This window comes from Pseudomonas sp. TE3644, from assembly GCF_056278815.1.
In genome coordinates this window covers 823,741-846,806 of record NZ_JBWBQF010000001.1, presented here as the reverse complement: position 1 = coordinate 846,806, position 23,066 = coordinate 823,741, and the positions used below count along the sequence as shown (strand labels likewise).

Genomic DNA, 23,066 nt, shown 5'->3' with positions numbered 1-23,066 from the left:
AATGCCGCTCTCACCCGCGCGACAGAACAAAATGGACGGCAAGCGCCAGGGCTTGCCAAGAGGGGTTCCAGGCCGGTCTCCGGGCTCATGAGCGGGGCATGCACACCCTGGCCACGCGCCTTCCCGAACCCAATCAGGCTCAGTGGCGCCATGCGCGGCCTTGACTCATTTACCGTTGCGGGGGCAGCGCCGGGCTCGCACGCCTGCGGCGCCTCACCGGCTTCCCTGTTTCACCTGGCCAGCCCACGGGCTGCCAGGCACCTGGAACACGCCGCGAAGGTTAGAGGGTTGGGGGTGGGAGGTCAATTAAAGGTGGGGCAGGCCAGCCCCCGCACATCGCGTAGCCGCAACTATTTTTGTGGGAGTGGGCTCTGCCCACGAAAAGTACACCGCGGTGCATCAGGAAGTTCGGGTGGGCCTTTTCGCGGGTAGAACCCGCTCCCACACTGCCGCCAGGCAGCGGCTACATTGAACCACCGGCCCAGCCCGGGCCTCTACAGCAGACAAGCCCAGCCTTCAGCGAGCACACGAACATGCACAAGACCCGCCTGGCCCTGATCATCCTCGCCTCTGCCAGCCTGCTGGCCTGCGGCGAGCATTCCAAGCTCAACGTCACCGACGGCATGGGCCCGCACCCGCAATTGCCAGCCCCCAACAAGACCCTGATCCCCACGGTGAACATCGCCGACGCCATCGGCTGGCCAGCCGGGGAAAAACCGCAGGCAGCCAAGGGCACTCAGGTAGCCGCCTTCGCCGATGGCCTGGACCACCCGCGCTGGCTGTATGTGCTGCCCAACGGCGACGTGCTGGTGGCCGAAACCAACGCCCCGCCCAAGCCTGATGACAGCAAGGGCATCAAGGGCTGGGTGATGAAGAAGGTCATGGGCAAGGCCGGCGCCGGTGTGCCCAGCCCGAACCGCATCACCCTGCTGCGCGATACCAACGGCGACGGGGTGGCAGACAGCCGCAGTGTGTTTATCGCCAACCTCAACTCGCCGTTCGGCATGACCCTGGTGGGCAACGACCTGTACGTGGCCGACACCGATGCCCTGCTGCGCTTTCATTACGAGACGGGCGCCACCAGCATCAGCGAGGCGGGCACCAAGGTCACCGACCTGCCGGGCGGCACGCTTAACCACCATTGGACCAAGAATGTCATCGCCAGCCCCTCGGGCAACAAGCTGTACGTGACCGTAGGCTCCAACAGCAACGTCGGCGAAAACGGCCTGGACAAGGAAGAAGGTCGCGCGGCGATCTGGGAAGTGGACCGCGCCAGCGGCCAGCACCGCATATTCGCCAGCGGCCTGCGCAACCCCAACGGCATGGCATTCGAGCCGCAAACCGGGCAGCTATGGACCTCGGTGAACGAGCGTGACGAGATAGGCAGCGACCTGGTGCCTGACTACATCACTTCAGTGAAGGACGGCGGCTTCTACGGCTGGCCCTTCAGCTACTACGGCCAGCACATCGACAACCGTGTGACGCCGCAGAACCCGGCCCTGGTGGCCAAGGCCATTGCCCCCGACTACGCCGTGGGGCCGCACACCGCGTCCATCGGCTTTACCTTCGCCAGCGCCAGCGGCGGGCTGGCGGCGCCGTTCAATCATGGCGCTTATGTGAGCCAGCATGGTTCGTGGAACCGCAAGCCACACAGTGGCTACAAGGTGATCTTCGTGCCGTTTGTGGACGGCAAGCCCAGCGGCCAGCCGGTCGATGTGCTGACCGGTTTCCTGAATGACAAGGAAGAGGCCATGGGGCGGCCGGTGGGCGTGACCGAGGATCACAAGGGCGGGGTGTTGGTGGCGGACGATGTGGGTAATACCGTGTGGCGGGTAACGGCCGCGAAGTGATCCCCGACCCTCGCGACCAGATATTGCGCCTGCCCCTGTAGCCGCTGCCGCCAGGCTGCGCTGGCCTGTGTGAACACTGCAAATGTGCAGTGAGGCACAGGGCCAGCGCAGCCTTCGGCAGCGGCTACGGGTTATGCGCCAGACTGGAAGGCTGCAGCACGCGCTTGGCATTCAGGTAGGCATGCTGCCAATACGGTTTGTTCAGGTAATCCAGCTTCACCGTACCCCCCGTCGCCGGGGCGTGCACGAAGCGGCCCTCGCCCACATAGATACCCGCATGGCTGACCTGGGAACCGCCGCCGGTGGCGAAGAAGATCAGGTCACCGGACTGCAAGGCATCCTGACTGACGTCCGGGGCGCGCATGGTGATCATTTCCCGCGTCGAGCGCGGCAAGCTGATACCCGCTGCATCACGGTACACATAGGCGATCAGGCCACTGCAATCAAAACCCGAATCCGGTGTGTTGCCACCCCAGCGATACGGCGTGCCCACCAGGCCGATGGCACGCATCAACACGTCATCGGCCAGCGGCGACATTGGCTGCTGGGGGGCTGCAACAAAAGGCTTATACACCGGCGCGGGCGCAGGCGGTGGGGTGCGGCTGGCGCAGGCGGTGAGGAGGCCTGCAACCATTAATAGCGCAAAACGAGCCATAGGCGACATAAACAGAACCATCCTGATTCAACTGCCGTGAAAGATTAGCTTTCAATCTCAAAAACGCGCAACGGCGGCACACTTTTCAGTGCGCCGCCGCTGCGGGTACCGCCCAGACTGCTTACTTGCGCGAGATCGTAGTGGTCGGCGCCATGGCCAAGGCACGCTTGGCTTCAATAAAGGTCTTGCTCCAGTACGCGTCATCGAGGCTGTCGATGCGCACGCCGCCGCTACGGTGGCTGCTGGAATGGATGAACTGGTCATCGCCCAGGTAGATGCCGGCGTGGCTGACGCGACCACGACCGCGGGTGCTGAAGAACAGCAGGTCACCGGGCTTGAGGTTGTTGCGCGCTACCAGCGGGGCTTTCACGTTGATCATGTCACGCGTGGAACGCGGCAGGGTCATGCCGGCCTCTTCGCGGAACAGGTAACCAATGAAGCCGCTGCAGTCGAAGCCCGACTCAGTCGAACCACCGGTGCGGTAGCGGGTGCCAATCAGCGATTTGCCACGTTCCAGGATGCTGTCGGCCAGCATCGGCATCTGGTAAGGCTTGCTGCTTGAGGAGGAGAAGTCGGCCAGTTCCTTTTCGGTATCCAGCTCTTCTTCCTGAAAATTGAGGGTTACAGCTTTCGCTTGCGCCTGGGACTGGGGAGTCACCGGGTTGAGTGCCTGCTGCTGCGATACTGGCGTATGAGCCGCGCAGCCAAAAAGCAGGGTCACGAGTGCGAGGGGCACGAGGGGTGCGAAGCGCTTTAGCATGGGCACGACCGTGTCTGTAGAAATTAAGAAGACGCGACTATGCCCGCTATCAAATCCATTTGCAAATTCAATCGAAAAAAATGTGACTCACCAGTTCTGGCATGACTTCTAACGCCCTACTCTCAAAAAACACGTCCATGCTGGCAGATAGCCCACTTCGCAAGGGGTTGATCTCAATGGCAAACCCACCAGCGGCGCGGGTTTCAGCGATGGGGGCGTGAATGTAGGGAAAGCTCGCCGTGGTGCCAATCACCAGCACCAGGTCGAACCCCAGCGCCAGTTGCTGATACAGTGCGTCAATCGCCCCCTGCGGCAACATTTCCTCAAAAAGCACCACAGAAGGCCGCATAACGCCATTACAGGCGTTACAGCGCGGCGGCAGTGGCTGACCAAGCACGGCGCCAAGATCGTCGCTGACAGCGCCACAGGCGCGACAAAACAGTGGCGCCAATTGCCCGTGAATTTCGATCAACCGTTCGTCGGGACTTCCTGCCTGACGGTGATAACCGTCAATATTTTGTGTGAGCACCCAGCACTCGGGCTTGGCTTTTTGCAATTGCGCGATGGCATAGTGCGCCGCATTGGGCTGCGCGCCCAGGCATGCTTCACCCAACTGCGCCAGGTACTTCCAGCACAGCGCCGGGTCGCGTTCGAGCATGGGGCCCGACAGGGCTTTTTCGATGGGCAGGCCCTCGCTGGTGACGCCGTTGTACAGGCCACCCAGGCCGCGATACGTCGGCAAACCGGAATCGGCAGACAGGCCCGCCCCGGTAATCACCAGGATGCGCCGGGCATCGCGCAGGGCAGCGCCGGCGCGGGCCAGCAGCTGCGGGTCTACCAACCCAGGGTTTCCTTGAGGAAGGGAATGGTCAGCTTGCGCTGGGCTTGCAGCGAAGCCTGGTCCAGGCGTTCCAGCAGGTCGAACAACGCGCTCATGCTGCGGGTGCCACGGGTGAGAATGAAGTGCCCGACCTCATCGGTCAGGTGCAGGCCCCTGCGTGACGCACGCAGCTGCAGGGCGCGCAGTTTGTCTTCGTCCGACAGCGGGCGCATCTGGAAGATCAGCGCCATGGTCAGCCGCGACTTGAGGTCGGGCAGCTTCACCGCCAGCTCGCGCGGCGAGTGGGAAGCGGCGATCAGCAACCGGCGACCACTGTCACGCAAGCGGTTGAACAGGTGGAACATGGCCTCTTCCCAGTCAGGCTTGCCGGCGATGACCTGCAGGTCGTCCAGGCACACCAGCTCGTACTGCTCCAGGTAATCGAGGATTTCCACGCCACGGTCGAGCAATTGTGCCAGCGGCAGGTACACCGCCGGTTCGCCCATCTGCTCAAAGCGCAGGCACGCGGCCTGCAGCAGGTGGGTACGACCCACGCCCTGCTTGCCCCACAGGTAGATCAGGCTTTCGGTCCAGCCGGCGTCGGCTTCGCACAGGCGCTCGACGTAGCCGAGTGCAGCGGCATTGGCGCCTGGATAGTAATTGATGAAGGTAGCGTCATCACGCAGACGCACACCTAAGGGCAGCTGAATCGGTTTCATGCTGGCTGACGGTTCTGGCGAACCGCAGGGGGCCTCTGTGTGAAGTTAGCAAAGTTTATACCCGTGACGCCGGGCGCACAATGCAACAGACCACAAGCAAAATCAAAGGTTTGCGATCATTTTCGTACCCACCGGCGAACCGGTGGGTGCGCAGGGCCATTACAGGTCGGGGTCTTCCTGGCCGCCGTAGATGTCCGATTCCTTATACAGATCATGGGCATGGCGCAGCAGCACCATGATCACCGCGGCCACCGGCAGGGCCAACAGCACGCCGGCAAAGCCGAACAACTCGCCGCCCGCCAGGATGGCAAAGATCACCGCCACGGGGTGCAGACCGATGCGATCGCCCACCAACATCGGCGTCAGCACCATGCCTTCCAGCAGTTGACCAACCAAAAACACCGCACCAATGCCCATCAACGGATAGATGTCGCCACCGAACTGGAACAGGCCGGTAATCATCGCCGCACTGATGCCGATGATGAAGCCCATGTACGGCACGATGGCCGCCAGGCCCGCGATCAGGCCGATCAACAGGCCCAGTTCGACGCCCACCAGCATCAGGCCGGCGGCGTAGATGATGCCCAGCGCCAGCATCACCAGCAGCTGACCGCGCACGAACGCACCTAGCACCTCATGACACTCCTTGGCCAGGGCGACGATCTTGCCCTCGCGATGGCGCGGCAACAGGCTGCGTATCTTGGCCATCATCAGGTCCCAGTCACGCAGCAGGTAGAAGCCCACCACGGGGATCAGCACCAGGTTGGTCAACCAGCCGATCAGCGCCAGGCTGGACGCCGTGGCCTGGCTCAGCACGATGCCGACGATGTCGCTGGTCTGGCCCATGTGCTCGGTGATGGCGGCCTTGATCTTGTCGAACTTCCAGAAGCCGTCTGCCAGGCCCAGTTTGGTCTGCACATAAGGCAAGGCGACGTGCTGCAACCAGTCCAGCACCTGCGGCGCCAGTTCGTACAGGCGCACGAACTGCTTGGCCAGCAAGGGCACCAGCACCAGCAGCGCAATCATGAACACCAGGGTGAACAGCGAGAACACCACGATCACGCCCCACGTGCGCGACAGGCCGACCTTTTCCAGGCGGTCCACCAGCGGGTCGGCCATGTAGGCCAGCACAATGGCCACCAGGAACGGCGAGAGGATGGGGTGCAGGAAATACACGAACAGGCACAGCAGCAACACAGCCCCTGCCCAGACCCAGCGACGCATGTCAGTCATCAAACCACCCAAGCTTATATAGAAAGAAGAAAACCACCTGTAGCCGCCGAAGGCTGCGCTGGCACTGCGCCTCGCTGAAAATCTCCAGCGCATTCAGGAGCCAGCGCAGCCTGGCGGCAGCGGCTACAGGTGTTTACCAGCGGAATCGCAGGCCGCTGGCGGGTTGCGGTGCGGGGGCTGGCGCAGCGCCCGGCGGCAGCGGCTGGGTAGCCACCACGGGCGCCGCTTCCGGCGGCATTTCGCTGAGCTTGCCCAGGGCCAGTTGCGCGCGCAGTTGGTCGCTGCTACCGCTGACCTGGTACACCACCTTGTCGCCATCGACGGATTTCAGCTTGGCATTGAACGGCTCCAGCAGACGGCCCAGGGCTGCGTAATGCTCCAAGGTCATGCCTTCGACCTGCAACGTGCTGTCGCTGGCGGCACCCCCGCCGCCGGACTTGACCACATAACGCGGGGCCAGGCGCTGGCTGACCGCCAGCAACACGGCATCGGCCAATGCGGCGGGATCATCGCCTTCCGCCTTGCCCTGCTCCGGACGGTCGCCCAAGTACAGGCGCCATTGGGCGGTCCACTTGCCGCCTTCCTGTTTCGCGTGCACCGCCAGCAGGCCGTCGGCGCCGTAGCGCTCGGACGCAGCGCGCAGCGGCGTGGCGTCACTGCCGTCCAGGGTCTTGGCGGTGCCCAGGGTCTGCTCACCCAGGTCAGCCAATGGCAGGCGCAGTGGCAGGCCGCGATGCAACGCGGCGCGGCGCAGGGGTTCGGCGGTGGGCTGGCCGTCGCCGACCAGGTTGGCACCGTCGCTGCCCTCGTTCAGCCACCAGGCCAGCACGCTGGGGCGGTTGTTGCCCCAGGTTGGCAGGCCGGCCTGGCGCAGCAGGGTGTCGGTGCTGGCAGGGTCGAAGTCCACGCGCAGGCTTTCCGGCGGGCCGGCTTCGTAGCCGTATTGGCTGATGATCTGTTGCGGGTCCTTGCGCACGGCGGCCAGCCCCGAGGCGTTGAAGGCCTTGGGGTCGCCGGTCAGGCGCAGCACCAGGGTCTCCAGGGCGCGCTGGGTGGCGGCGTCGCGCTCCTCGGGGGTCTGGCCACCCACGGTTTCGCGAACCTGGTACAGGTTTTTGACGGTTTCGGCATGGGCCGCCAGGGCACACACCGAAAGGCAGCCAGCTAGCAGATAATTACGCAGACGCATGAAAGATTCCCGACGGGCAATAAGCGGACTGAGGCTTGTGACCACAGTTTCGACCAAAACATTCCAGCCGCCCATTGAAGTTTTCGTAATGCGCCTACTATAGCGCTCTGCACGCGATTATGGATGTCACGCACCTGTAGCAGCTGCCGAAGGCGGCGTCCCACCCTGATACCGGGTCGCGGTCGGACGCCGCCTTCGGCAGCCGCTACAAGAATCGCGATTAATTTTGGGCCTGCCCGTCGGCCTGAGGATGGCCGCACAGGGGCAAGCCTGATAAAATCGCGCGCCTTCGCAGACCAACGACGGTTGGCCGATTGGAAATACCCGGCAACGGTATTTCCGGGCAGCCCATCGCTTGCGGTCGATTTTTCGAATCCCTCCCTCTAAAGGCCTGGATCATGAGCAAGCAACCCTCCCTGAGCTACAAGGACGCCGGTGTAGACATCGACGCCGGTGAAGCATTGGTCGAACGCATCAAGAGCGTCGCCAAGCGTACTGCGCGTCCTGAAGTCATGGGCGGCCTGGGCGGTTTTGGCGCCCTCTGTGAAATCCCGGCCGGCTACAAGCAGCCTGTCCTGGTCTCGGGCACCGACGGCGTGGGCACCAAGCTGCGCCTGGCCCTGAACCTGAACAAGCACGACAGCATCGGCATCGACCTGGTGGCCATGTGCGTCAACGACCTGGTGGTCTGCGGCGCAGAACCGCTGTTCTTCCTGGACTACTACGCCACCGGCAAGCTGAACGTGGACACCGCCGCCCAGGTAGTGACCGGTATCGGCGCTGGCTGCGAACTGTCGGGTTGCTCGCTGGTAGGCGGCGAAACCGCTGAAATGCCTGGCATGTACGAAGGCGAAGACTACGACCTGGCCGGCTTCTGCGTGGGCGTGGTCGAGAAGGCCGAGATCATCGACGGCTCGAAAGTGGCCACTGGCGACGCCCTGCTGGCCCTGCCATCGTCCGGCCCGCACTCCAACGGCTATTCGCTGATCCGCAAGATCATCGAAGTGTCGGGTGCCGACATCGAGAACACCCAGCTGGACGGCCAGCCGCTGACCGACCTGCTGATGGCCCCGACCCGCATCTACGTCAAGCCGTTGCTCAAGCTGATCAAGGACACGGGCGCCGTCAAGGCCATGGCCCACATCACCGGTGGCGGCCTGCTGGACAACATCCCGCGCGTACTGCCAAAAGGCGCCCAGGCCGTGGTTGACGTCGCCAGCTGGCAGCGTCCGGCCGTGTTCGACTGGCTGCAAGAGAAAGGCAACGTCGACGAGCACGAAATGCACCGCGTGTTGAACTGCGGCGTGGGCATGGTCATCTGCGTGGCCCAGGAACACGTTGACGTGGCCCTGCAAACCCTGCGTGACGCTGGCGAGCAGCCATGGGTCATCGGCCAGATCGGCGTAGCCGCCGAAGGCGCCCCACAGGTTGAGCTGAAGAACGTCAAGGCACACTGATGCACGACCAGACGCCCGCACGCTGTAACGTTGTGGTGCTGTTGTCCGGCACCGGCAGCAATCTGCAGGCCCTGATCGATAGCGTGAACCAGGGGGCCGGTGAAAACCCGGCCCGCATCCGCGCGGTGATCTCCAACCGCGCCGATGCCTACGGCCTGGAACGCGCCCGCCACGCCGGTATCGACACCGCCGTGCTGGACCACAAGGCGTTCGAAGGCCGCGAAGCCTTCGACGCCGCGCTGGTCGAACTGATCGACGGTTTCAGCCCTGATCTGGTGGTGCTGGCCGGCTTCATGCGAATCCTGAGCCCAGGCTTCGTGCGCCACTATCAAGGGCGCCTGCTCAATATCCACCCTTCCCTGTTGCCCAAGTACAAAGGCCTGCACACCCATCAGCGCGCTATCGAGGCCGGTGATGACGAGCACGGCTGCAGTGTTCATTTTGTCACCGAGGAACTCGATGGCGGGCCACTGGTCGTACAGGCAGCAATACCGGTACAGTTGGACGATACGCCGGTCACCCTGGCGCAACGGGTCCACGCCCAGGAACACCAGATTTACCCGTTGGCCGTGCGCTGGTTCGCCGAAGGGCGCTTGCGTCTTGACGCGCACGGCGCATTATTGGACGGCCAGCCCCTTGGGGCCAGCGGTCACTTGATTCGACCCTAGGAGATTTTATGCGTCGTGCCCTGCTGTTCTGCGCCGCGTTGCTGGCTTTGCCGGTACACGCTGCCGAACTCAAGCCTTTCACCGCCAGCTACACCGCCGACTGGAAGCAGCTGCCCATGAGCGGCACCGCCTCGCGCAGCCTGGAAAAGGGTGCCAATGACACCTGGACCCTGAGCTTCAAGGCCTCGATGATGATTGCCAGCCTCACCGAGGAAAGCACCCTCACCGTCGACAAGGACGCCTTGCTGCCCAAGACCTACCACTTCGAACGTGGCGGCCTGGGCAAGCCGAAGAAGACCGACCTGGACTTCGACTGGTCGCAGAAAATGGTCACCGGCACCGACCGTGGCGACGCCGTCAAGGTGCCGCTCAACCGTGGCATGCTCGACAAGTCGACTTACCAGTTGGCCCTGCAGCGTGACGTGGCCGCCGGCAAGAAAAGCATGAGCTACCAGGTGGTGGACGGCGGCGACGTCGACACCTACGACTTCCGCGTGCTGGGCACCGAAAAAGTCGAAACCAAGGCCGGCCAGGTCGAGGCCACCAAGGTTGAGCGCGTGCGCGACCCGACGCAGAACAAACGCACCACCGTGCTGTGGTTCGCCAAGGACTGGGACTACCTGCTGGTTCGCTTGCAACAGGTCGAGACTGACGGCAAGGAATACAACATCATGCTGCAGGATGGCACCGTTGACGGTCGTTCCGTAAAAGGCAGCTGATGCCTCGTGGGAGCGGGCTCTGCCCGCGAAGCAGGCACCGCGGTGTGCTTTTCGCGGGCAGAGCCCGCTCCCACGATCCCAGGCCCCAACAAAAAGCCCCGCTGTCTCACGACAGCGGGGCTTTTTGTTGGGGCTCAGGCAATCAGGCGTTTTCGCCGGCCTTGGCCTTTTCAGCAGCAGCCTTGATCAGCGCCTGCAGTTCACCATTGGCGAACATTTCGGTGATGATGTCGCTACCGCCAACCAGCTCACCCGCTACCCACAGTTGCGGGAAAGTCGGCCAGTTGGCGTATTTTGGCAGGTTGGCGCGGATTTCCGGGTTCTGCAGGATATCCACGTACGCAAACTTTTCACCGCACTGCATCACGCACTGCGACGCTTTCGACGAGAAGCCACACTGCGGGGCGTTCGGCGAGCCTTTCATGTAAAGCAGAATGGTGTTGTTGGCAATCTGCTCTTTAATCGTTTCGATGATATCCATGGAGCACCTCGGCTTAGCTTTCCGACTCATAGGTCGACACGGTGACGCATTGTAACGGAAACCCGAGCGCTACGCTCGGCCTTGCGCCAAACGTCTCGTAGCCGCAGCCGCCAGGCTGCGCTGGACCTAATGTGCGCTGTAGATCTGCAGTGGGCATGGGGCCAGCGCAGCCTGGCGGCAGCGGCTACAGGGCACAGACTTGTACCGGGAAGCCGTTGAGGGCGGCATTGCCCGACAGGCTGTCCAGCAGGCGCTCATCGGTCAGGTCATTGGCGCTGACACCCGGCAGCGCCTGGGCGATCTCCATGTGCACGCCTTGCCGCCCATGACCGAACCCATGGGGCAGGCTGACCACGCCCGGCATCATCTCCACACTGCCCTGCACTTCCACCTCGACCCCGCCCACCCTGGAGCTGACGTGCACGCGCTGGCCATCCACCAGACCGCGCCGAGCCAGGTCGTCGGGGTGCATCAGCAATTGATGCCGCGCTTTGCCCTTCACCAGCCGGTGATAGTTGTGCATCCACGAATTGTTGCTGCGTACATGCCGGCGCCCCACCATCAGCAATTCATCGGCATCAGGCACGGGCTGGGCGGCAAAGCGCCGCAAATCATCCATCAGCAACGTGGGCGCCGCCTGGATGCGCTGGGTGGGGCTTTTGAGCCGCGCGGCCAGGTTGGGCTGCAGCGGCCCTAGGTCGATGCCATGGGGATGTTCGGCCAAGGCTGCCAGGGACAAGCCCCACGGGCCGGCTTGCAAGCCACGATCGATCATCAGGGCAGGCGGCACGGTGGGCTTCAGCTCCTTTTCAGCACACGCCGCAAAGGCCTGGGCCAGGCCCACGAAGATCTCCCAGTCATGCAACGCCCCCTCGGGCTTGGGCAGGATCGCGCGGTTGAAACGGCTGACATTGCGCACTGCAAACAAATTGAAGGTGGTGTCGTAATGATCGTTTTCCAGCGCCGAGGTCGACGGCAGGATCAGGTCGGCGTAGCGCGTGGTTTCGTTGATGTACAGGTCAATGCTGAGCATGAACTCCAGCCCACCCAGCGCCTGCTCCAATTGCCTGCCGTTGGGCGTCGACAGCACCGGGTTGCCGGCCACTGTGATCAGCGCCCGCACCTGCCCCTCGCCCGGGGTGAGCATCTCCTCGGCCAGGGCCGACACGGGCAGCTCGCCGCCGTACTCCGGCAAACCGGACACCCGACTTTGCCAGGCATTGAAATGACCGCCGCCGGTGGTGGCCACCAGGTCAACGGCGGGCGTGGTGCACAGGGCGCCGCCCACCCGATCGAGGTTACCGGTCACCAGGTTGATCAACTGCACCAGCCAGTGGCACACAGTGCCGAAGGCCTGGGTAGACACCCCCATGCGCCCGTAGCACACCGCCTTGTCCGCCGCGGCAAAATCCCGTGCCAACTGGCGAATGGCCGTGGCCGCAATGCCGCACCGCCCGCTCATGGCCTCGGCAGTAAAGCCGGCAATGGCCGCACGCACCTGATCCAACCCGTCCACCGGCAAATGGCTGGCGCGCCCCAGCCCTTCCTCGAACAAGGTATTGAGCACGCCCAGCAGCAGCGCGGCATCGCCGCCCGGGCGGATGAACAGGTGTTGGTCGGCCATGGCCGCAGTTTCGGTGCGTCGCGGGTCGATCACCACCAGCTTGCCGCCGCACGCCTGCAGCGCCTTCAGGCGCTTTTCCACGTCAGGCACGGTCATGATGCTGCCGTTGGACGCCAGGGGGTTACCGCCCCAGGATCAGCATGAAGTCAGTGTGATCGATATCCGGGATGGGCAGCAGCAGGCCATGGCCGTACATCAGGAAGCTGGACAGGTGGTGGGGCAACTGGTCCACCGAGGTGGCCGAGAAGCGGTTGCGCGTCTTGAGCAGGCCCAGAAAGTAGTTGGCATGGGTCATCAGCCCATAGTTGTGCACGCTGGGGTTGCCCTGGTAGATCGCTACCGCGCTCTGCCCGTGGCGCTGCTGGATCGCCCACAAACGCGCCGCCACGGTGTCAAAGGCCTGCTGCCAGCTGATGGGCTGCCATTGATCGCCGCTGCGCAGCATGGGCTGGCGCAGGCGGTCGGGATCGTTCTGGATGTCCTGCAGGGCCACGGCCTTGGGGCAGATATGGCCGCGGCTGAAGCTGTCCTGGGGGTCGCCCTTGATGGAGGTGATGCTCAGGCGCCCGTCGTCATCAGCCTGGGTTTCGATGTTCAGGCCGCAGATGGCCTCGCACAGGTGGCACGCGCGGTGGTGCAATGTCTTGGTCATGACCGGTCTCGTCCAGACAGCGAACACTGACTATGGAACGAGAGTGCTCACTGCACCAGCACGCTTGGCGCCCTGAATCGGCCGGCATCAGGGCCACCGATGGTGGTCAGCGCACCGGCAGGCCGGGCACCGGGGCCTGCATCTGGATTTCCAGCACGGTCTCCACCTCTTCCTGGGCGATGGGCACCCCGGTCAGCTCACCGATCAGCTTCCAATGCTCATCGAGCCCGCTGCTGATGGTGGCCATGCGATCGATCATGCGCCGACCGGCGGTGGCCGTGGTCTCGTCATCGCTGCGCAGCAACTCGAACGACATCGAGGTCATCGAAGCCGTCAGGTGCGTCAGCGTGCGGGCCGTAAGGCCCAGCAGCTCGAGCAGTTGTTGTTCTCTGGAATCCATTCACCCTCTCCGCGTATCGTGCAGGATACCGTCTTGTACCCAAGGCCAACAGTGTACGAAATGGCTGCGGTGACAGCCAGCGGCATGCAAAAACCTGAGACAGGCTTAACGCTAGACAATTCCGGGGCCAATTGCCAAAAGATCCGACGCAGGTGTACAAAGCAGGGCCGGGGCGCTGAAAAACAGCCTTGGTCGACACGCACTGAAACACTGTCCGTGATCGGAATATGAAACACATATTGGCGAGACGCGACATTTAATTATAAGATCGCGTCTTCCCTAATTTCGTCGCCGCGTGCGGCTTTCGCCGCAGGCCTCTCTCGTTTTTTCAAAAGCTGGTCACGAGTGCTGCGGTACGTTGCAAAAAGGTAGTCAATGATGAGCGCAAGGCACTTTCTCTCCCTGATGGATTGCACGCCCGAAGAGCTTCTCAGCGTCATCCGTCGAGGCATCGAGCTCAAGGACCTGCGTAACCGCGGCGTGCTGTTCGAGCCCCTGAAGAACCGGGTACTGGGCATGATTTTCGAGAAATCCTCGACCCGTACCCGCCTGTCGTTCGAGGCCGGCATGATCCAGCTCGGTGGCCAGGCCATTTTCCTGTCCCCGCGCGACACCCAACTGGGCCGTGGCGAGCCGATCGGCGACTGCGCCATCGTCATGTCGAGCATGCTCGACGCGGTGATGATCCGTACCTACGCCCACAGCACCCTGACCGAATTCGCCGCCAACTCGCGCGTGCCGGTGATCAACGGCCTGTCCGATGACCTGCACCCCTGCCAGTTGCTGGCCGACATGCAGACCTATCTTGAGCATCGTGGCAGCATCCAGGGCAAGACCGTGGCCTGGATCGGCGACGGCAACAACATGTGCAACAGCTATATAGAAGCGGCCATCCAGTTCGACTTCCAGCTGCGCGTGGCCTGCCCTGAAGGCTTTGAACCCAACCCGCAGTTCCTGGCCCAGGCCGGTGACCGCGTGCAAGTGGTTCGCGACCCGAAAGAAGCCGTGGCCGGCGCGCACCTGGTCAGCACCGACGTCTGGACCTCCATGGGCCAGGAAGAAGAGACCGCACGCCGCCTGAAGCTGTTCGCCCCCTACCAGGTAACCCGCGAGCTGCTGGACCTGGCCGCCGATGACGTGCTGTTCATGCACTGCCTGCCCGCCCACCGCGGCGAGGAAATCAGCATGGACCTGCTGGATGACAAGCGCGCCGTGGCGTGGGACCAGGCGGAAAACCGCCTGCACGCGCAGAAAGCACTGCTGGAATTCCTGGTGGCCCCGGCCTACCGCCCGGCATGAGCAACCCGCTGCTGACGCTCCACCACCTGGCCTGCGGTTATCAGGGCCAGGCGGTGGTGCACAACCTTGACCTGCAGCTGCAGGCCGGCGAAATCGGTTGCCTGCTGGGCGCCTCGGGCTGTGGCAAAACCACCACCCTGCGCGCCATTGCCGGCTTCGAGGCGGTGCACGAGGGCGAAATTCGCCTGGCCGGCGATGTCATCTCCAAGGCTGGCTACACCCTGGCCCCGGAGAAACGTCGCATCGGTATGGTGTTCCAGGACTACGCCCTGTTTCCGCACCTGACCGCGGCTGAGAACGTCGCCTTCGGCATTCGTCAGCACCCGCGCCAGGCGCAGGTGGTGGACGACATGCTGGCGCTGGTGAACCTGGCCGGGCTGGGCAAGCGCTACCCCCACGAACTGTCCGGAGGACAGCAACAACGCGTGGCACTGGCCCGCGCGCTGGCCCCCGAACCGCAGTTGCTGTTGCTGGACGAGCCGTTTTCCAACCTCGATGTGGAACTGCGCCGCCGCCTGAGCCAGGAAGTGCGCGACATCCTCAAAACCCGCGGCACCAGCGCCATTCTGGTCACCCATGACCAGGAAGAAGCCTTTTCCGTCAGCGACAAGGTCGGGGTTTTTCAGAAAGGTCGCCTGGAGCAATGGGATACGCCCTACAACCTTTACCACCGTCCGCAGACGCCGTTCGTGGCCAGCTTCATTGGCCAGGGCTTCTTCCTGCGTGGCGTGGTGAAGGATGCCGGGGCGGTGCACACCGAACTGGGCGAATTGCGTGGCGAGCACGGCTATGCAGGGCTTGGCGGCAGCGCCGTGGATGTGCTGTTGCGGCCGGACAATTTCATCCATGCCCCGGATAGCCCGATCCAGGCGTGCGTGACCAGCAAGCGTTTTCAGGGTGCCGCCACCCTGTATCAATTGCAGTTGGGCAGCGGCCAGCAGGTGGAGGCGCTACTGCCTAGCCATCTGGCCTGCGAGCCTGGCCAGCACATCGGCATTCGCCTGCGCACCGACCATTTGGTGTTGTTCGCCGCCGCCTGAAGTCAGGCGCGGCCGATATCGGCGAAGGTGCCGCGGGTGTGTTCGGCCAGCAGCGCTGGCGCCAGTTCCACTTCCAGACCACGACGCCCGGCACTGACGAACATGGTCGCCAACGGCTGCGCTGACTGATCGATGAAGGTACGCAGGCGTTTCTTCTGCCCCAGCGGGCTGATGCCGCCCAGCAAGTAACCGGTAGAGCGCTGCGCGGCAGCCGGGTCAGCCATTTCGCACTTCTTCACCCCTGCCGCATGGGCCAGGCCCTTGAGGTCCAGGGTGCCGGCCACCGGCACCACCGCTACCAGCAACTCACCTTTCTCGCTGCTGGCCAGCAGCGTCTTGAACACCTGCACGGGGTTAAGTCCCAGTTTTTCTGCGGCTTCCAGGCCGTAGGACGCAGCCTTGGGATCGTGTTCGTAGCTGTGCACGTGGTGTTCGGCACGGGCTTTTTTCAGTAGGTCCAACGCCGGGGTCATGTGGGCTCCTGGGGCGGGGGAAAATGTGCGAGGTAATGTAACAGCCCGCCACTCCCTGCACATCTGTCGACGGATACCAAAGGCTAAAACCCCGGTGTGTCAGGCCATGGCACGTTGCAACAAACTGTGGGAGCGGGTTCTACCCGCGAAGCGCCGCGCGGGCGGCGCTCGATCTCGAGAACGCTGCACACATCAAGACAAGCCCTGTAGCCGCTGCCGCCAGGCTGCGCTGGCCCTTGTGACCACTAACGATCTCCAGCGAGGCGCAGGGCCAGCGCAGCCTGGCGGCAGCGGCTACGGGCCTGCGGTGGGGCTCAGAGGCGCATGTCGATGATTTTATGGGGGGCTTGAGATCGAGCGCCGCCCGCGCGGCGCATCGCGGCCAAGGCCGGCTCCTACATCTGTTTCGGGCCAGTTATGCCTGTGGCATCACCTGATTCGCCTTGTTTGCATGGCAGCAGATTTGCGTTGCCAGCACCGCTGCGCGGCCTCCAGTCAGTTTCTGAATCATGGTTCATTTTCGACCTTTGACATAATCGTTTCTTGTCTATATTTTTTCGTTTCTGAATATCGCAAACCCTAGACCAGTTTGCGCACGCAACACATCCACCGGTATGGGGTTTTACCGGCGGGTGCACAACTCGAGCGCCCTCAGGGCGCCGTACAACAACAAAAAAGGTGTCAATGATGACGACTGCTCAGCAACAACCTGCGTTGTCCGGCCAGTGCATGGCCGAGTTCCTGGGAACTGCACTCCTGATCTTCTTCGGCACCGGCTGTGTGGCGGCGCTCAAGGTAGCGGGGGCCAGCTTCGGCCTGTGGGAAATCAGCATCATCTGGGGGGTGGGCGTCAGCATGGCGATCTACCTGACCGCCGGGGTGTCCGGTGCGCATCTGAGCCCGGCCGTGAGCATCGCCCTGTGCGTGTTCGCCGGCTTCGAAAAACGCAAACTGCCGTTCTACATCCTCGCCCAGGTCGCCGGTGCATTCTGCGGCGCAGCCCTGGTGTACACGCTGTACAGCAACCTGTTCTTCGATTACGAACAAGCCCACCACATGATCCGCGGCAGCCAGGAAAGCCTGGAACTGGCCTCGGTGTTCTCCACCTACCCGCACCCTTCGCTGTCCACCGCCCAGGCGTTCCTGGTGGAAATGGTGATCACCGCGATCCTGATGGGCGTGATCATGGCCCTGGGCGATGACCAGAACGGCCTGCCCCGCGGCCCGCTGGCGCCGCTGCTGATCGGCCTGCTGATTGCCGTGATCGGCAGCTCCATGGGCCCGCTGACCGGTTTTGCGATGAACCCGGCGCGTGATTTCGGGCCCAAACTGATGACATTCTTTGCCGGATGGGGCGAAATAGCCTTTACCGGTGGGCGTGACATTCCGTATTTCCTGGTGCCGATCTTCGCCCCGATCCTGGGTGCCTGCCTCGGCGCGGCCATGTATCGCGGCCTGCTGGCCCGCCATCTGCCCGCCGCCGCACCCGCCATCGAAGCGGCCACCGACAACACCGGGAGCAAGGTACAGGCGTCCTAGACCAGCGCCGCGTCGACCTTGAAATGCACTCCCGACATTTACTTTTCTAGAAAGGCCACCGCCATGACAGACCTTCAGAACAAGAACTACATCATCGCCCTGGACCAGGGCACCACCAGTTCGCGCGCCATCATTTTTGACCGCGACGCAAACGTTGTCTGTTCTTCGCAAAGCGAATTCACCCAGCATTACCCGCAGCCGGGCTGGGTCGAACACGACCCCATGGACATCTTCGCCACCCAGAGCGCGGTGATGGTCCAGGCCCTGGCCAAGGCCGGCCTGCACCATGACCAGGTGGCCGCCATCGGCATCACCAACCAGCGCGAAACCACCGTGGTGTGGGACAAGAACACCGGCGCGCCGGTGTACAACGCCATCGTCTGGCAATGCCGCCGCAGCACCGAGATTTGCGAACAGCTCAAGCGCGACGGCCACGCCGAGTACATCCGCGAGACCACGGGCCTGGTCACCGACCCGTACTTCTCCGGCACCAAGCTCAAGTGGATCCTGGACAACGTCGAAGGCGTTCGTGAGCGCGCCCAGAAGGGCGAACTGCTGTTCGGCACCGTCGATACCTGGCTGATCTGGAAGTTCAGCGGCGGCAAGGTGCACGTCACCGACTACACCAACGCCTCGCGCACCATGCTGTTCAACATCCACACCCGCCAGTGGGATGACAAGATGCTGGACGTGCTGAGCATCCCGCGCGAAATGCTACCGGAGGTGAAGTCGTCGTCCGAAGTCTATGGCCGTACCAAAAGCGGCATCGCCATCGCCGGTATCGCCGGCGACCAGCAGGCCGCGCTGTTCGGCCAGATGTGCGTGGAGCCCGGCCAGGCCAAGAACACCTACGGCACCGGCTGCTTCCTGCTGATGAACACCGGCGACAAGGCCGTGACGTCCAAGCACGGCATGCTCACCACCATCGCCTGCGGCCCGCGTGGCGAAGTGGCCTACGCCCTGGAAGGCGCAGTGTTCAACGGTGGTTCCACCGTGCAGTGGCTGCGTGACGAGCTGAAAATCGTCAATGACGCCTACGACACCGAATACTTCGCCAACAAGGTCAAGGACAGCAACGGCGTGTACCTGGTACCGGCCTTCACTGGCCTGGGCGCCCCCTACTGGGACCCCTACGCCCGTGGCGCGCTGTTCGGCCTGACCCGCGGCGTCAAGGTGGACCACATCATCCGTGCCGCGCTGGAATCCATCGCCTACCAGACCCGCGACGTGCTGGACGCTATGCAACAGGACGCCGGCGAACGCCTCAAGTCGCTGCGTGTGGACGGCGGCGCGGTGGCAAACAACTTCCTGATGCAGTTCCAGGCCGACATCCTCGGCACCCAGGTAGAGCGCCCGCAAATGCGCGAAACCACGGCCCTTGGCGCCGCCTACCTGGCCGGTTTGGCGGTAGGTTTCTGGGCCAGCCTGGACGAGCTGCGCGGCAAGGCCGTGATCGAGCGCGAGTTCGAACCACAGCTGGACGAGGCGGCGAAAGAGAAACTGTACGCCGGCTGGCGCAAGGCGGTAGACCGCACCCGCGATTGGGAACCGCACGAAGAGGCTTGATGAATACCCCGTAGCCGCTGCCGCCAGGCTGCGCTGGCCCTAGTCCACACTGGAGATCTTCAGTGAATTCAGGGGCAAGCGCAGCCTGCGGCAGCGGCTACAGGCCTGATGAATATCTCGATACATTTGAATGGCTTACCTCTGACTGGCAGACGGGTAGACTCGTGCCATAGCTAACACGACGAAGCCAAGGTCATTGCAAAATCCTGTCGCCGTTTATATTCTTTCGAGCAACACACCCGCCATGCCTATGGCTGCTTCGGCAGCTACGCACAAATTGAGCGGGTTTTTTATTGGGCGTTTACATTGCTGAAGAGGCCCTTCGAAAAACCGCCTATCTGCGTTGCTGAACAATTGAATCTGCTCAAAAGGCGAGGCTTGCTCATTGACGATGAAAAGCACGCCGCCGAGTTTCTCGAGGCTGTCAGTTTTTTTCGATTATCCCCTTACATGCGTCCGTTTCAGCACCATACGGACGCAGCACATGAGTTCCGGTCAGGCACCCGCATGAGTTCGCTGACTCGACTCTACGACTTCGACCGTCGCTTGCGCCTGCTGGTCATGGATGCACTGGAACATATCGAGGTGGCTGCACGCGCAGCCCTCAGTAATTATATGGGCCCACATCATGGGGCTCATTGGTACATGGACCCTCGTGTATTCAGGCATGATTTTCGCCATCAGGCACTTATTGACACCATCCTGCGCAAGCAGGAAATATCTCGCCGGGACTATGAGCGCGAGTGTTCGCGTATCGACCAATCCAACACGCTGCAAACCCGCATAACGCAGCTGAAGAAGGCTCGCAGGAAAGAAAGCTATGCTCGCCACTACAGTCTGACCTACGACCAGCCTGCGCTGATGCCGGGCTGGGCAGCGATGGAGGAAATAACATTCGGGGAGCTCTCGCATCTGTTCAAGGGGCTTGCCCGAGCCGCCGATAAAAAAGCTGTCGCCCGTACATGGGTGCTGCCCGCGCCGCTCATGGAGTCCTGGTTACATACGTTGACTACGGTCCGTAACATATGCGCGCATCACGCAAGGCTCTGGAATCGAGAACTAGGCATTCGCCCCGAGCTTGCGAAAGCTGCAAGTTGCCTAGGGCCAGCGGCAATGCACAAAGCAGGCGCCCCCGCCCGCATCTTTACCATCGTGTGCATTATCACACTGCTCATTCGACGCATTCGCCCGATGGCGGGCTGGGAGGAAGCTCTGCATATCCTAATCCTCGACTTCCCCGACGTAGACCTCACCGCCATGGGGTTTCCCATGGATTGGCGCCAAGACATTTTCTGGGGAGCGGTGCGGTGCTAGCACCTGCAGCCTTCCTGCGGCATGATGGGCGAATTTGCCCCGGCAGCCGAAGGAAGCCCAATGAACCTGCCTCCACGCCAACAACAAATCCTCGAACTGGTGCGTGAACGCGGCTACGTCAGCATCGAAGAGATGGCCCAGCTGTTCGTCGTCACCCCGCAGACCATCCGCCGCGACATCAATCAGCTCGCTGAACTCAGTCTGTTGCGCCGTTACCACGGTGGCGCCGCTTATGATTCGAGCATTGAAAACACCGCGTACGCCATGCGTGCCGACCAGATGCGCGACGAGAAGCAACGCATCGCCGAAGCCATCGCCGCACAGATCCCCGATCACGCCTCGCTGTTCATCAATATCGGCACCACCACCGAATCCATCGCCCGCGCCCTGCTGAACCACAATCACCTGAAGATCATCACCAACAACCTGCACGTGGCGTCGATCCTCAGTGCCAAGGATGATTTCGAAGTGCAGTTGGCCGGCGGCACTGTGCGCCGTGACGGTGGCGTGGTAGGCCAGGCCAGTGTCGACTTCATCAACCAGTTCAAGGTGGATTTCGCCCTGGTGGGCATCAGCGGTATTGATGAGGACGGCAGCCTGCTGGACTTTGATTACCAGGAAGTGCGCGTGTCCCAGGCGATCATCGCCAATGCCCGCCAGGTGATTCTGGCGGCCGACTCCAGCAAGTTCGGGCGCAATGCCATGGTGCGCCTGGGGTCGATCAGCTTGATTGACTGCCTGGTGACGGACAGGGCGCCGGTGCCGGCGCTGCTGCAACTGCTCAATCAGCACAAGATTCGCCTGGAAGTCGTCTAACTCCCCCCGTAGCCGCTGCCGCAGGCTGCGCTGGCCCCAAGCCTCGCTGAAGATCTGCAGTGCACATCAGGGCCAGCGCAGCCTGGCGGCAGCGGCTACGCGCCTGTAAATGTTCGGTTATTTTCATTTCAAGCGCGTTCGATCAGTTTTTTCAATCGAATACGACTGGCCTGTGCCCGCCTGTTGCGCTACTATTTTCGAAAGTGAACATCAATGTTCGATTTCAATTTCGAAAAGCCGCAGGAGGCCGATATGCCCCACACCACCTTGCCCACCCCTCCCCTGTCCGAAGTCTATGATGTGGCCGTGATTGGCGGCGGTATCAATGGCGTCGGCATTGCAGCGGATGCGGCAGGTCGCGGGCTGTCGGTGTTCCTTTGCGAAAAGGACGACCTGGCCAGCCATACCTCCTCGGCCAGCAGCAAGCTGATCCACGGTGGCCTGCGCTACCTGGAACACTACGAGTTCCGCCTGGTGCGTGAAGCACTGGCCGAGCGTGAAGTGCTGCTGGCCAAGGCTCCGCACATCGTCAAGCCGATGCGCTTCGTGCTGCCCCACCGCCCGCACCTGCGCCCGGCCTGGATGATTCGTGCCGGCCTGTTCCTTTACGATCACCTGGGCAAACGCGAAAAGCTGGCGGGCTCACGCAGCCTGAAGTTCGGCGCCGACAGCGTGCTGAAGAATGAAATCACCCGCGGTTTCGAATACTCCGACTGCTGGGTGGACGACGCGCGCCTGGTGGTGCTCAACGCCCAGTCCGCCCGCGAACACGGCGCCCACCTGCACACCCGCACCCGCTGCCTGAACGCCCGGCGCATCAAAGGCCTGTGGCATGTGCACCTGGAGCGCGCCGACGGCAGCCTGTTTTCCATCCACGCCAAAGCGCTGGTCAACGCGGCCGGCCCGTGGGTGGCCAAGTTCATCCGTGACGACCTCAAGCTGGAATCGCCCTACGGCATCCGCCTGATCCAGGGCAGCCACCTGATCGTGCCCAAGCTGTACGAAGGCGAGCAGGCACACATCCTGCAAAACGAAGACCAGCGCATCGTCTTCACCATCCCGTACATGGAACGCTTCACCATCATCGGCACCACCGACCGCGAATACACCGGCGATCCGGCCAAGGTGAGCATCACCGAGGCCGAGACCGATTACCTGCTGAAGGTGGTGAACGCGCACTTCAAGAAGCAAGTACAGCGCAGCGACATCCTGCATACCTATTCGGGCGTGCGCCCGCTGTGCAACGACGAGTCCGACAACCCGTCGGCCGTGACCCGCGACTACACCCTGGCGTTGTCTGGCGGCGCCGATGATGCGCCGTTACTGTCGGTGTTCGGCGGCAAGCTGACCACCTACCGCAAGCTGGCCGAATCGGCCATGGCGCAGTTGGCACCGTTCTTCAAACACATGAAAGGCAGCTGGACCGCCAGCGCGCCACTACCGGGCGGCGAGCAGATGACCACCCCGCAGGCGCTGGCACAGAGCCTGGTGGCCAAACATGCCTGGCTGCCCGTCGAGCTGGCGCGGCGCTGGGCGATCACCTACGGCAGCCGCAGCTGGAAGCTGCTGGAGGGCGCGCAGGGCCTGGACGATCTGGGCGAATTGATTGGCTTCAACCTGTATGCCCGCGAAGTGGACTACCTGTGCCGTGAGGAATGGGCGGTGGAAGCCGTGGATATTCTGTGGCGCCGTACCAAGCTGGGGCTGTTCACCAGTGCGGCTGAGCAGCAGAAGCTGGCGGACTACCTGGCCAGAACCCTTCACACCCAAGCCGCCTGACCCGTAGCCGCTG

The 23,066-nt window shown here is 62.8% G+C and carries 20 protein-coding genes, 1 pseudogene and 1 riboswitch; of the genes and pseudogenes, 11 read left to right on the top strand and 10 right to left on the bottom strand.

All coding sequences use genetic code 11. The annotated features are described in order from the left end of the window. Nucleotides 1-53 precede the first annotated feature (53 nt). Nucleotides 54-280: riboswitch (cobalamin riboswitch) on the bottom strand. A gap of 253 nt (nucleotides 281-533) precedes the next feature. Then, nucleotides 534-1,850, top strand: a complete 1,317-nt coding sequence (locus ACZ9GA_RS03805; RefSeq protein ID WP_457356969.1) for a PQQ-dependent sugar dehydrogenase — start codon at nucleotides 534-536, stop codon at nucleotides 1,848-1,850. 124 nt (nucleotides 1,851-1,974) lie between these two features. Here ACZ9GA_RS03805 and ACZ9GA_RS03800 read toward each other — a convergent pair whose 3' ends face one another. The 6 genes from ACZ9GA_RS03800 to ACZ9GA_RS03775 all read right to left on the bottom strand — a co-directional run bounded on the left by ACZ9GA_RS03800 (nucleotide 1,975) and on the right by ACZ9GA_RS03775 (nucleotide 7,226). Continuing rightward, complete coding sequence (locus tag ACZ9GA_RS03800; RefSeq protein WP_457356971.1) at nucleotides 1,975-2,514, bottom strand: C40 family peptidase; 540 nt, start codon at nucleotides 2,512-2,514, stop codon at nucleotides 1,975-1,977. A gap of 112 nt (nucleotides 2,515-2,626) precedes the next feature. Then, the gene (locus tag ACZ9GA_RS03795; RefSeq protein ID WP_027978706.1) at nucleotides 2,627-3,265 is read right to left on the bottom strand and encodes a C40 family peptidase; all 639 of its coding nucleotides are present in this window, start codon (nucleotides 3,263-3,265) and stop codon (nucleotides 2,627-2,629) included. A 67-nt stretch (nucleotides 3,266-3,332) separates the two neighbouring features. Then, nucleotides 3,333-4,106, bottom strand: a complete 774-nt coding sequence (locus ACZ9GA_RS03790; RefSeq protein WP_457356973.1) for an NAD-dependent deacylase — start codon at nucleotides 4,104-4,106, stop codon at nucleotides 3,333-3,335. Next, the gene (hda, locus tag ACZ9GA_RS03785; RefSeq protein WP_027978708.1) at nucleotides 4,100-4,804 is read right to left on the bottom strand and encodes a DnaA regulatory inactivator Hda; all 705 of its coding nucleotides are present in this window, start codon (nucleotides 4,802-4,804) and stop codon (nucleotides 4,100-4,102) included. The genes ACZ9GA_RS03790 and hda overlap by 7 nt, the downstream gene beginning before the upstream one ends. A 159-nt stretch (nucleotides 4,805-4,963) precedes the next feature. Further along, the gene (locus ACZ9GA_RS03780; protein WP_457356975.1) at nucleotides 4,964-6,037 is read right to left on the bottom strand and encodes an AI-2E family transporter; all 1,074 of its coding nucleotides are present in this window, start codon (nucleotides 6,035-6,037) and stop codon (nucleotides 4,964-4,966) included. 133 nt (nucleotides 6,038-6,170) lie between these two features. Beyond that, entirely contained in the window at nucleotides 6,171-7,226 is a 1,056-nt protein-coding gene (locus ACZ9GA_RS03775; RefSeq protein ID WP_457356977.1) for a DUF2066 domain-containing protein, read from the bottom strand. 398 nt (nucleotides 7,227-7,624) lie between these two features. Here ACZ9GA_RS03775 and purM point away from each other — a divergent pair, with 398 nt between their 5' ends. The 3 genes from purM to ACZ9GA_RS03760 are packed head-to-tail and all read left to right on the top strand — an operon-like array spanning nucleotide 7,625 to nucleotide 10,070. After that, nucleotides 7,625-8,683, top strand: a complete 1,059-nt coding sequence (gene purM, locus ACZ9GA_RS03770) for a phosphoribosylformylglycinamidine cyclo-ligase (RefSeq protein ID WP_027978711.1) — start codon at nucleotides 7,625-7,627, stop codon at nucleotides 8,681-8,683. Then, on the top strand, nucleotides 8,683-9,351 hold the full coding sequence (gene purN, locus ACZ9GA_RS03765; RefSeq protein WP_457356979.1) for a phosphoribosylglycinamide formyltransferase: 669 nt from the start codon (nucleotides 8,683-8,685) through the stop codon (nucleotides 9,349-9,351). The genes purM and purN overlap by 1 nt, the downstream gene beginning before the upstream one ends. An 8-nt stretch (nucleotides 9,352-9,359) precedes the next feature. Next, on the top strand, nucleotides 9,360-10,070 hold the full coding sequence (locus ACZ9GA_RS03760) for a DUF3108 domain-containing protein (RefSeq protein ID WP_457356981.1): 711 nt from the start codon (nucleotides 9,360-9,362) through the stop codon (nucleotides 10,068-10,070). 142 nt (nucleotides 10,071-10,212) lie between these two features. On the opposite strand, the gene grxD is transcribed toward ACZ9GA_RS03760, so the two are convergent. From grxD to ACZ9GA_RS03745, 3 genes and pseudogenes are all read right to left on the bottom strand, one after another. Then, nucleotides 10,213-10,551 carry a Grx4 family monothiol glutaredoxin gene (gene grxD / locus ACZ9GA_RS03755; protein ID WP_457356983.1) on the bottom strand — a complete coding sequence of 113 codons (339 nt, stop codon included), beginning with the start codon at nucleotides 10,549-10,551 and terminating at the stop codon, nucleotides 10,213-10,215. Nucleotides 10,552-10,735: 184 nt separating this feature from the next. Beyond that, nucleotides 10,736-12,827 (bottom strand): annotated as a pseudogene (locus ACZ9GA_RS03750) (molybdopterin oxidoreductase family protein). Nucleotides 12,828-12,933: 106 nt separating this feature from the next. Continuing rightward, on the bottom strand, nucleotides 12,934-13,227 hold the full coding sequence (locus ACZ9GA_RS03745; protein ID WP_457356987.1) for a hypothetical protein: 294 nt from the start codon (nucleotides 13,225-13,227) through the stop codon (nucleotides 12,934-12,936). A gap of 378 nt (nucleotides 13,228-13,605) precedes the next feature. Here ACZ9GA_RS03745 and argF point away from each other — a divergent pair, with 378 nt between their 5' ends. Both argF and ACZ9GA_RS03735 read left to right on the top strand, forming a co-directional pair. After that, nucleotides 13,606-14,526, top strand: coding sequence for an ornithine carbamoyltransferase (gene argF, locus ACZ9GA_RS03740; protein WP_027978717.1), 921 nt, complete (start codon nucleotides 13,606-13,608; stop codon nucleotides 14,524-14,526). Further along, nucleotides 14,523-15,566: an ABC transporter ATP-binding protein gene (locus ACZ9GA_RS03735; protein WP_457356989.1), complete on the top strand. Its 1,044-nt coding sequence runs from the start codon at nucleotides 14,523-14,525 to the stop codon at nucleotides 15,564-15,566. The genes argF and ACZ9GA_RS03735 overlap by 4 nt, the downstream gene beginning before the upstream one ends. Nucleotides 15,567-15,568: 2 nt before the next feature. Here ACZ9GA_RS03735 and ybaK read toward each other — a convergent pair whose 3' ends face one another. Further along, nucleotides 15,569-16,039 carry a Cys-tRNA(Pro) deacylase gene (ybaK, locus tag ACZ9GA_RS03730; protein ID WP_457356990.1) on the bottom strand — a complete coding sequence of 157 codons (471 nt, stop codon included), beginning with the start codon at nucleotides 16,037-16,039 and terminating at the stop codon, nucleotides 15,569-15,571. A 687-nt stretch (nucleotides 16,040-16,726) separates the two neighbouring features. Between ybaK and ACZ9GA_RS03725 the strand changes: the two genes are divergently transcribed. The 5 genes from ACZ9GA_RS03725 (at nucleotide 16,727) to glpD (ending at nucleotide 23,053) form a co-directional block, all read left to right on the top strand. Next, on the top strand, nucleotides 16,727-17,578 hold the full coding sequence (locus ACZ9GA_RS03725; protein WP_457356992.1) for an MIP/aquaporin family protein: 852 nt from the start codon (nucleotides 16,727-16,729) through the stop codon (nucleotides 17,576-17,578). A gap of 63 nt (nucleotides 17,579-17,641) precedes the next feature. Next, nucleotides 17,642-19,144 carry a glycerol kinase GlpK gene (glpK, locus tag ACZ9GA_RS03720; RefSeq protein ID WP_457356994.1) on the top strand — a complete coding sequence of 501 codons (1,503 nt, stop codon included), beginning with the start codon at nucleotides 17,642-17,644 and terminating at the stop codon, nucleotides 19,142-19,144. Nucleotides 19,145-19,522: 378 nt separating this feature from the next. Continuing rightward, entirely contained in the window at nucleotides 19,523-20,458 is a 936-nt protein-coding gene (locus tag ACZ9GA_RS03715) for an Abi family protein (RefSeq protein ID WP_457356996.1), read from the top strand. 60 nt (nucleotides 20,459-20,518) lie between these two features. Beyond that, nucleotides 20,519-21,274, top strand: a complete 756-nt coding sequence (locus tag ACZ9GA_RS03710; RefSeq protein WP_457356998.1) for a DeoR/GlpR family transcriptional regulator — start codon at nucleotides 20,519-20,521, stop codon at nucleotides 21,272-21,274. 252 nt (nucleotides 21,275-21,526) lie between these two features. Beyond that, nucleotides 21,527-23,053: a glycerol-3-phosphate dehydrogenase gene (gene glpD / locus ACZ9GA_RS03705; RefSeq protein ID WP_457363582.1), complete on the top strand. Its 1,527-nt coding sequence runs from the start codon at nucleotides 21,527-21,529 to the stop codon at nucleotides 23,051-23,053. The last annotated feature ends 13 nt before the right edge of the window (nucleotides 23,054-23,066 follow it).

Excerpts from the sequence above, each read along its gene's own strand:
- ACZ9GA_RS03805 (WP_457356969.1), top strand. The coding sequence starts at position 534 with ATGCACAAGACCCGCCTGGCCCTGATCATCCTCGCCTCTGCCAGCCTG.
- ACZ9GA_RS03800 (WP_457356971.1), bottom strand. The coding sequence starts at position 2,514 with ATGTCGCCTATGGCTCGTTTTGCGCTATTAATGGTTGCAGGCCTCCTC.
- ACZ9GA_RS03795 (WP_027978706.1), bottom strand. The coding sequence starts at position 3,265 with ATGCTAAAGCGCTTCGCACCCCTCGTGCCCCTCGCACTCGTGACCCTG.
- hda (WP_027978708.1), bottom strand. The coding sequence starts at position 4,804 with ATGAAACCGATTCAGCTGCCCTTAGGTGTGCGTCTGCGTGATGACGCT.
- ACZ9GA_RS03780 (WP_457356975.1), bottom strand. The coding sequence starts at position 6,037 with ATGACTGACATGCGTCGCTGGGTCTGGGCAGGGGCTGTGTTGCTGCTG.
- ACZ9GA_RS03775 (WP_457356977.1), bottom strand. The coding sequence starts at position 7,226 with ATGCGTCTGCGTAATTATCTGCTAGCTGGCTGCCTTTCGGTGTGTGCC.
- purM (WP_027978711.1), top strand. The coding sequence starts at position 7,625 with ATGAGCAAGCAACCCTCCCTGAGCTACAAGGACGCCGGTGTAGACATC.
- purN (WP_457356979.1), top strand. The coding sequence starts at position 8,683 with ATGCACGACCAGACGCCCGCACGCTGTAACGTTGTGGTGCTGTTGTCC.
- ACZ9GA_RS03760 (WP_457356981.1), top strand. The coding sequence starts at position 9,360 with ATGCGTCGTGCCCTGCTGTTCTGCGCCGCGTTGCTGGCTTTGCCGGTA.
- grxD (WP_457356983.1), bottom strand. The coding sequence starts at position 10,551 with ATGGATATCATCGAAACGATTAAAGAGCAGATTGCCAACAACACCATT.
- ACZ9GA_RS03745 (WP_457356987.1), bottom strand. The coding sequence starts at position 13,227 with ATGGATTCCAGAGAACAACAACTGCTCGAGCTGCTGGGCCTTACGGCC.
- argF (WP_027978717.1), top strand. The coding sequence starts at position 13,606 with ATGAGCGCAAGGCACTTTCTCTCCCTGATGGATTGCACGCCCGAAGAG.
- ACZ9GA_RS03735 (WP_457356989.1), top strand. The coding sequence starts at position 14,523 with ATGAGCAACCCGCTGCTGACGCTCCACCACCTGGCCTGCGGTTATCAG.
- ybaK (WP_457356990.1), bottom strand. The coding sequence starts at position 16,039 with ATGACCCCGGCGTTGGACCTACTGAAAAAAGCCCGTGCCGAACACCAC.
- ACZ9GA_RS03725 (WP_457356992.1), top strand. The coding sequence starts at position 16,727 with ATGACGACTGCTCAGCAACAACCTGCGTTGTCCGGCCAGTGCATGGCC.
- glpK (WP_457356994.1), top strand. The coding sequence starts at position 17,642 with ATGACAGACCTTCAGAACAAGAACTACATCATCGCCCTGGACCAGGGC.
- ACZ9GA_RS03710 (WP_457356998.1), top strand. The coding sequence starts at position 20,519 with ATGAACCTGCCTCCACGCCAACAACAAATCCTCGAACTGGTGCGTGAA.
- glpD (WP_457363582.1), top strand. The coding sequence starts at position 21,527 with ATGCCCCACACCACCTTGCCCACCCCTCCCCTGTCCGAAGTCTATGAT.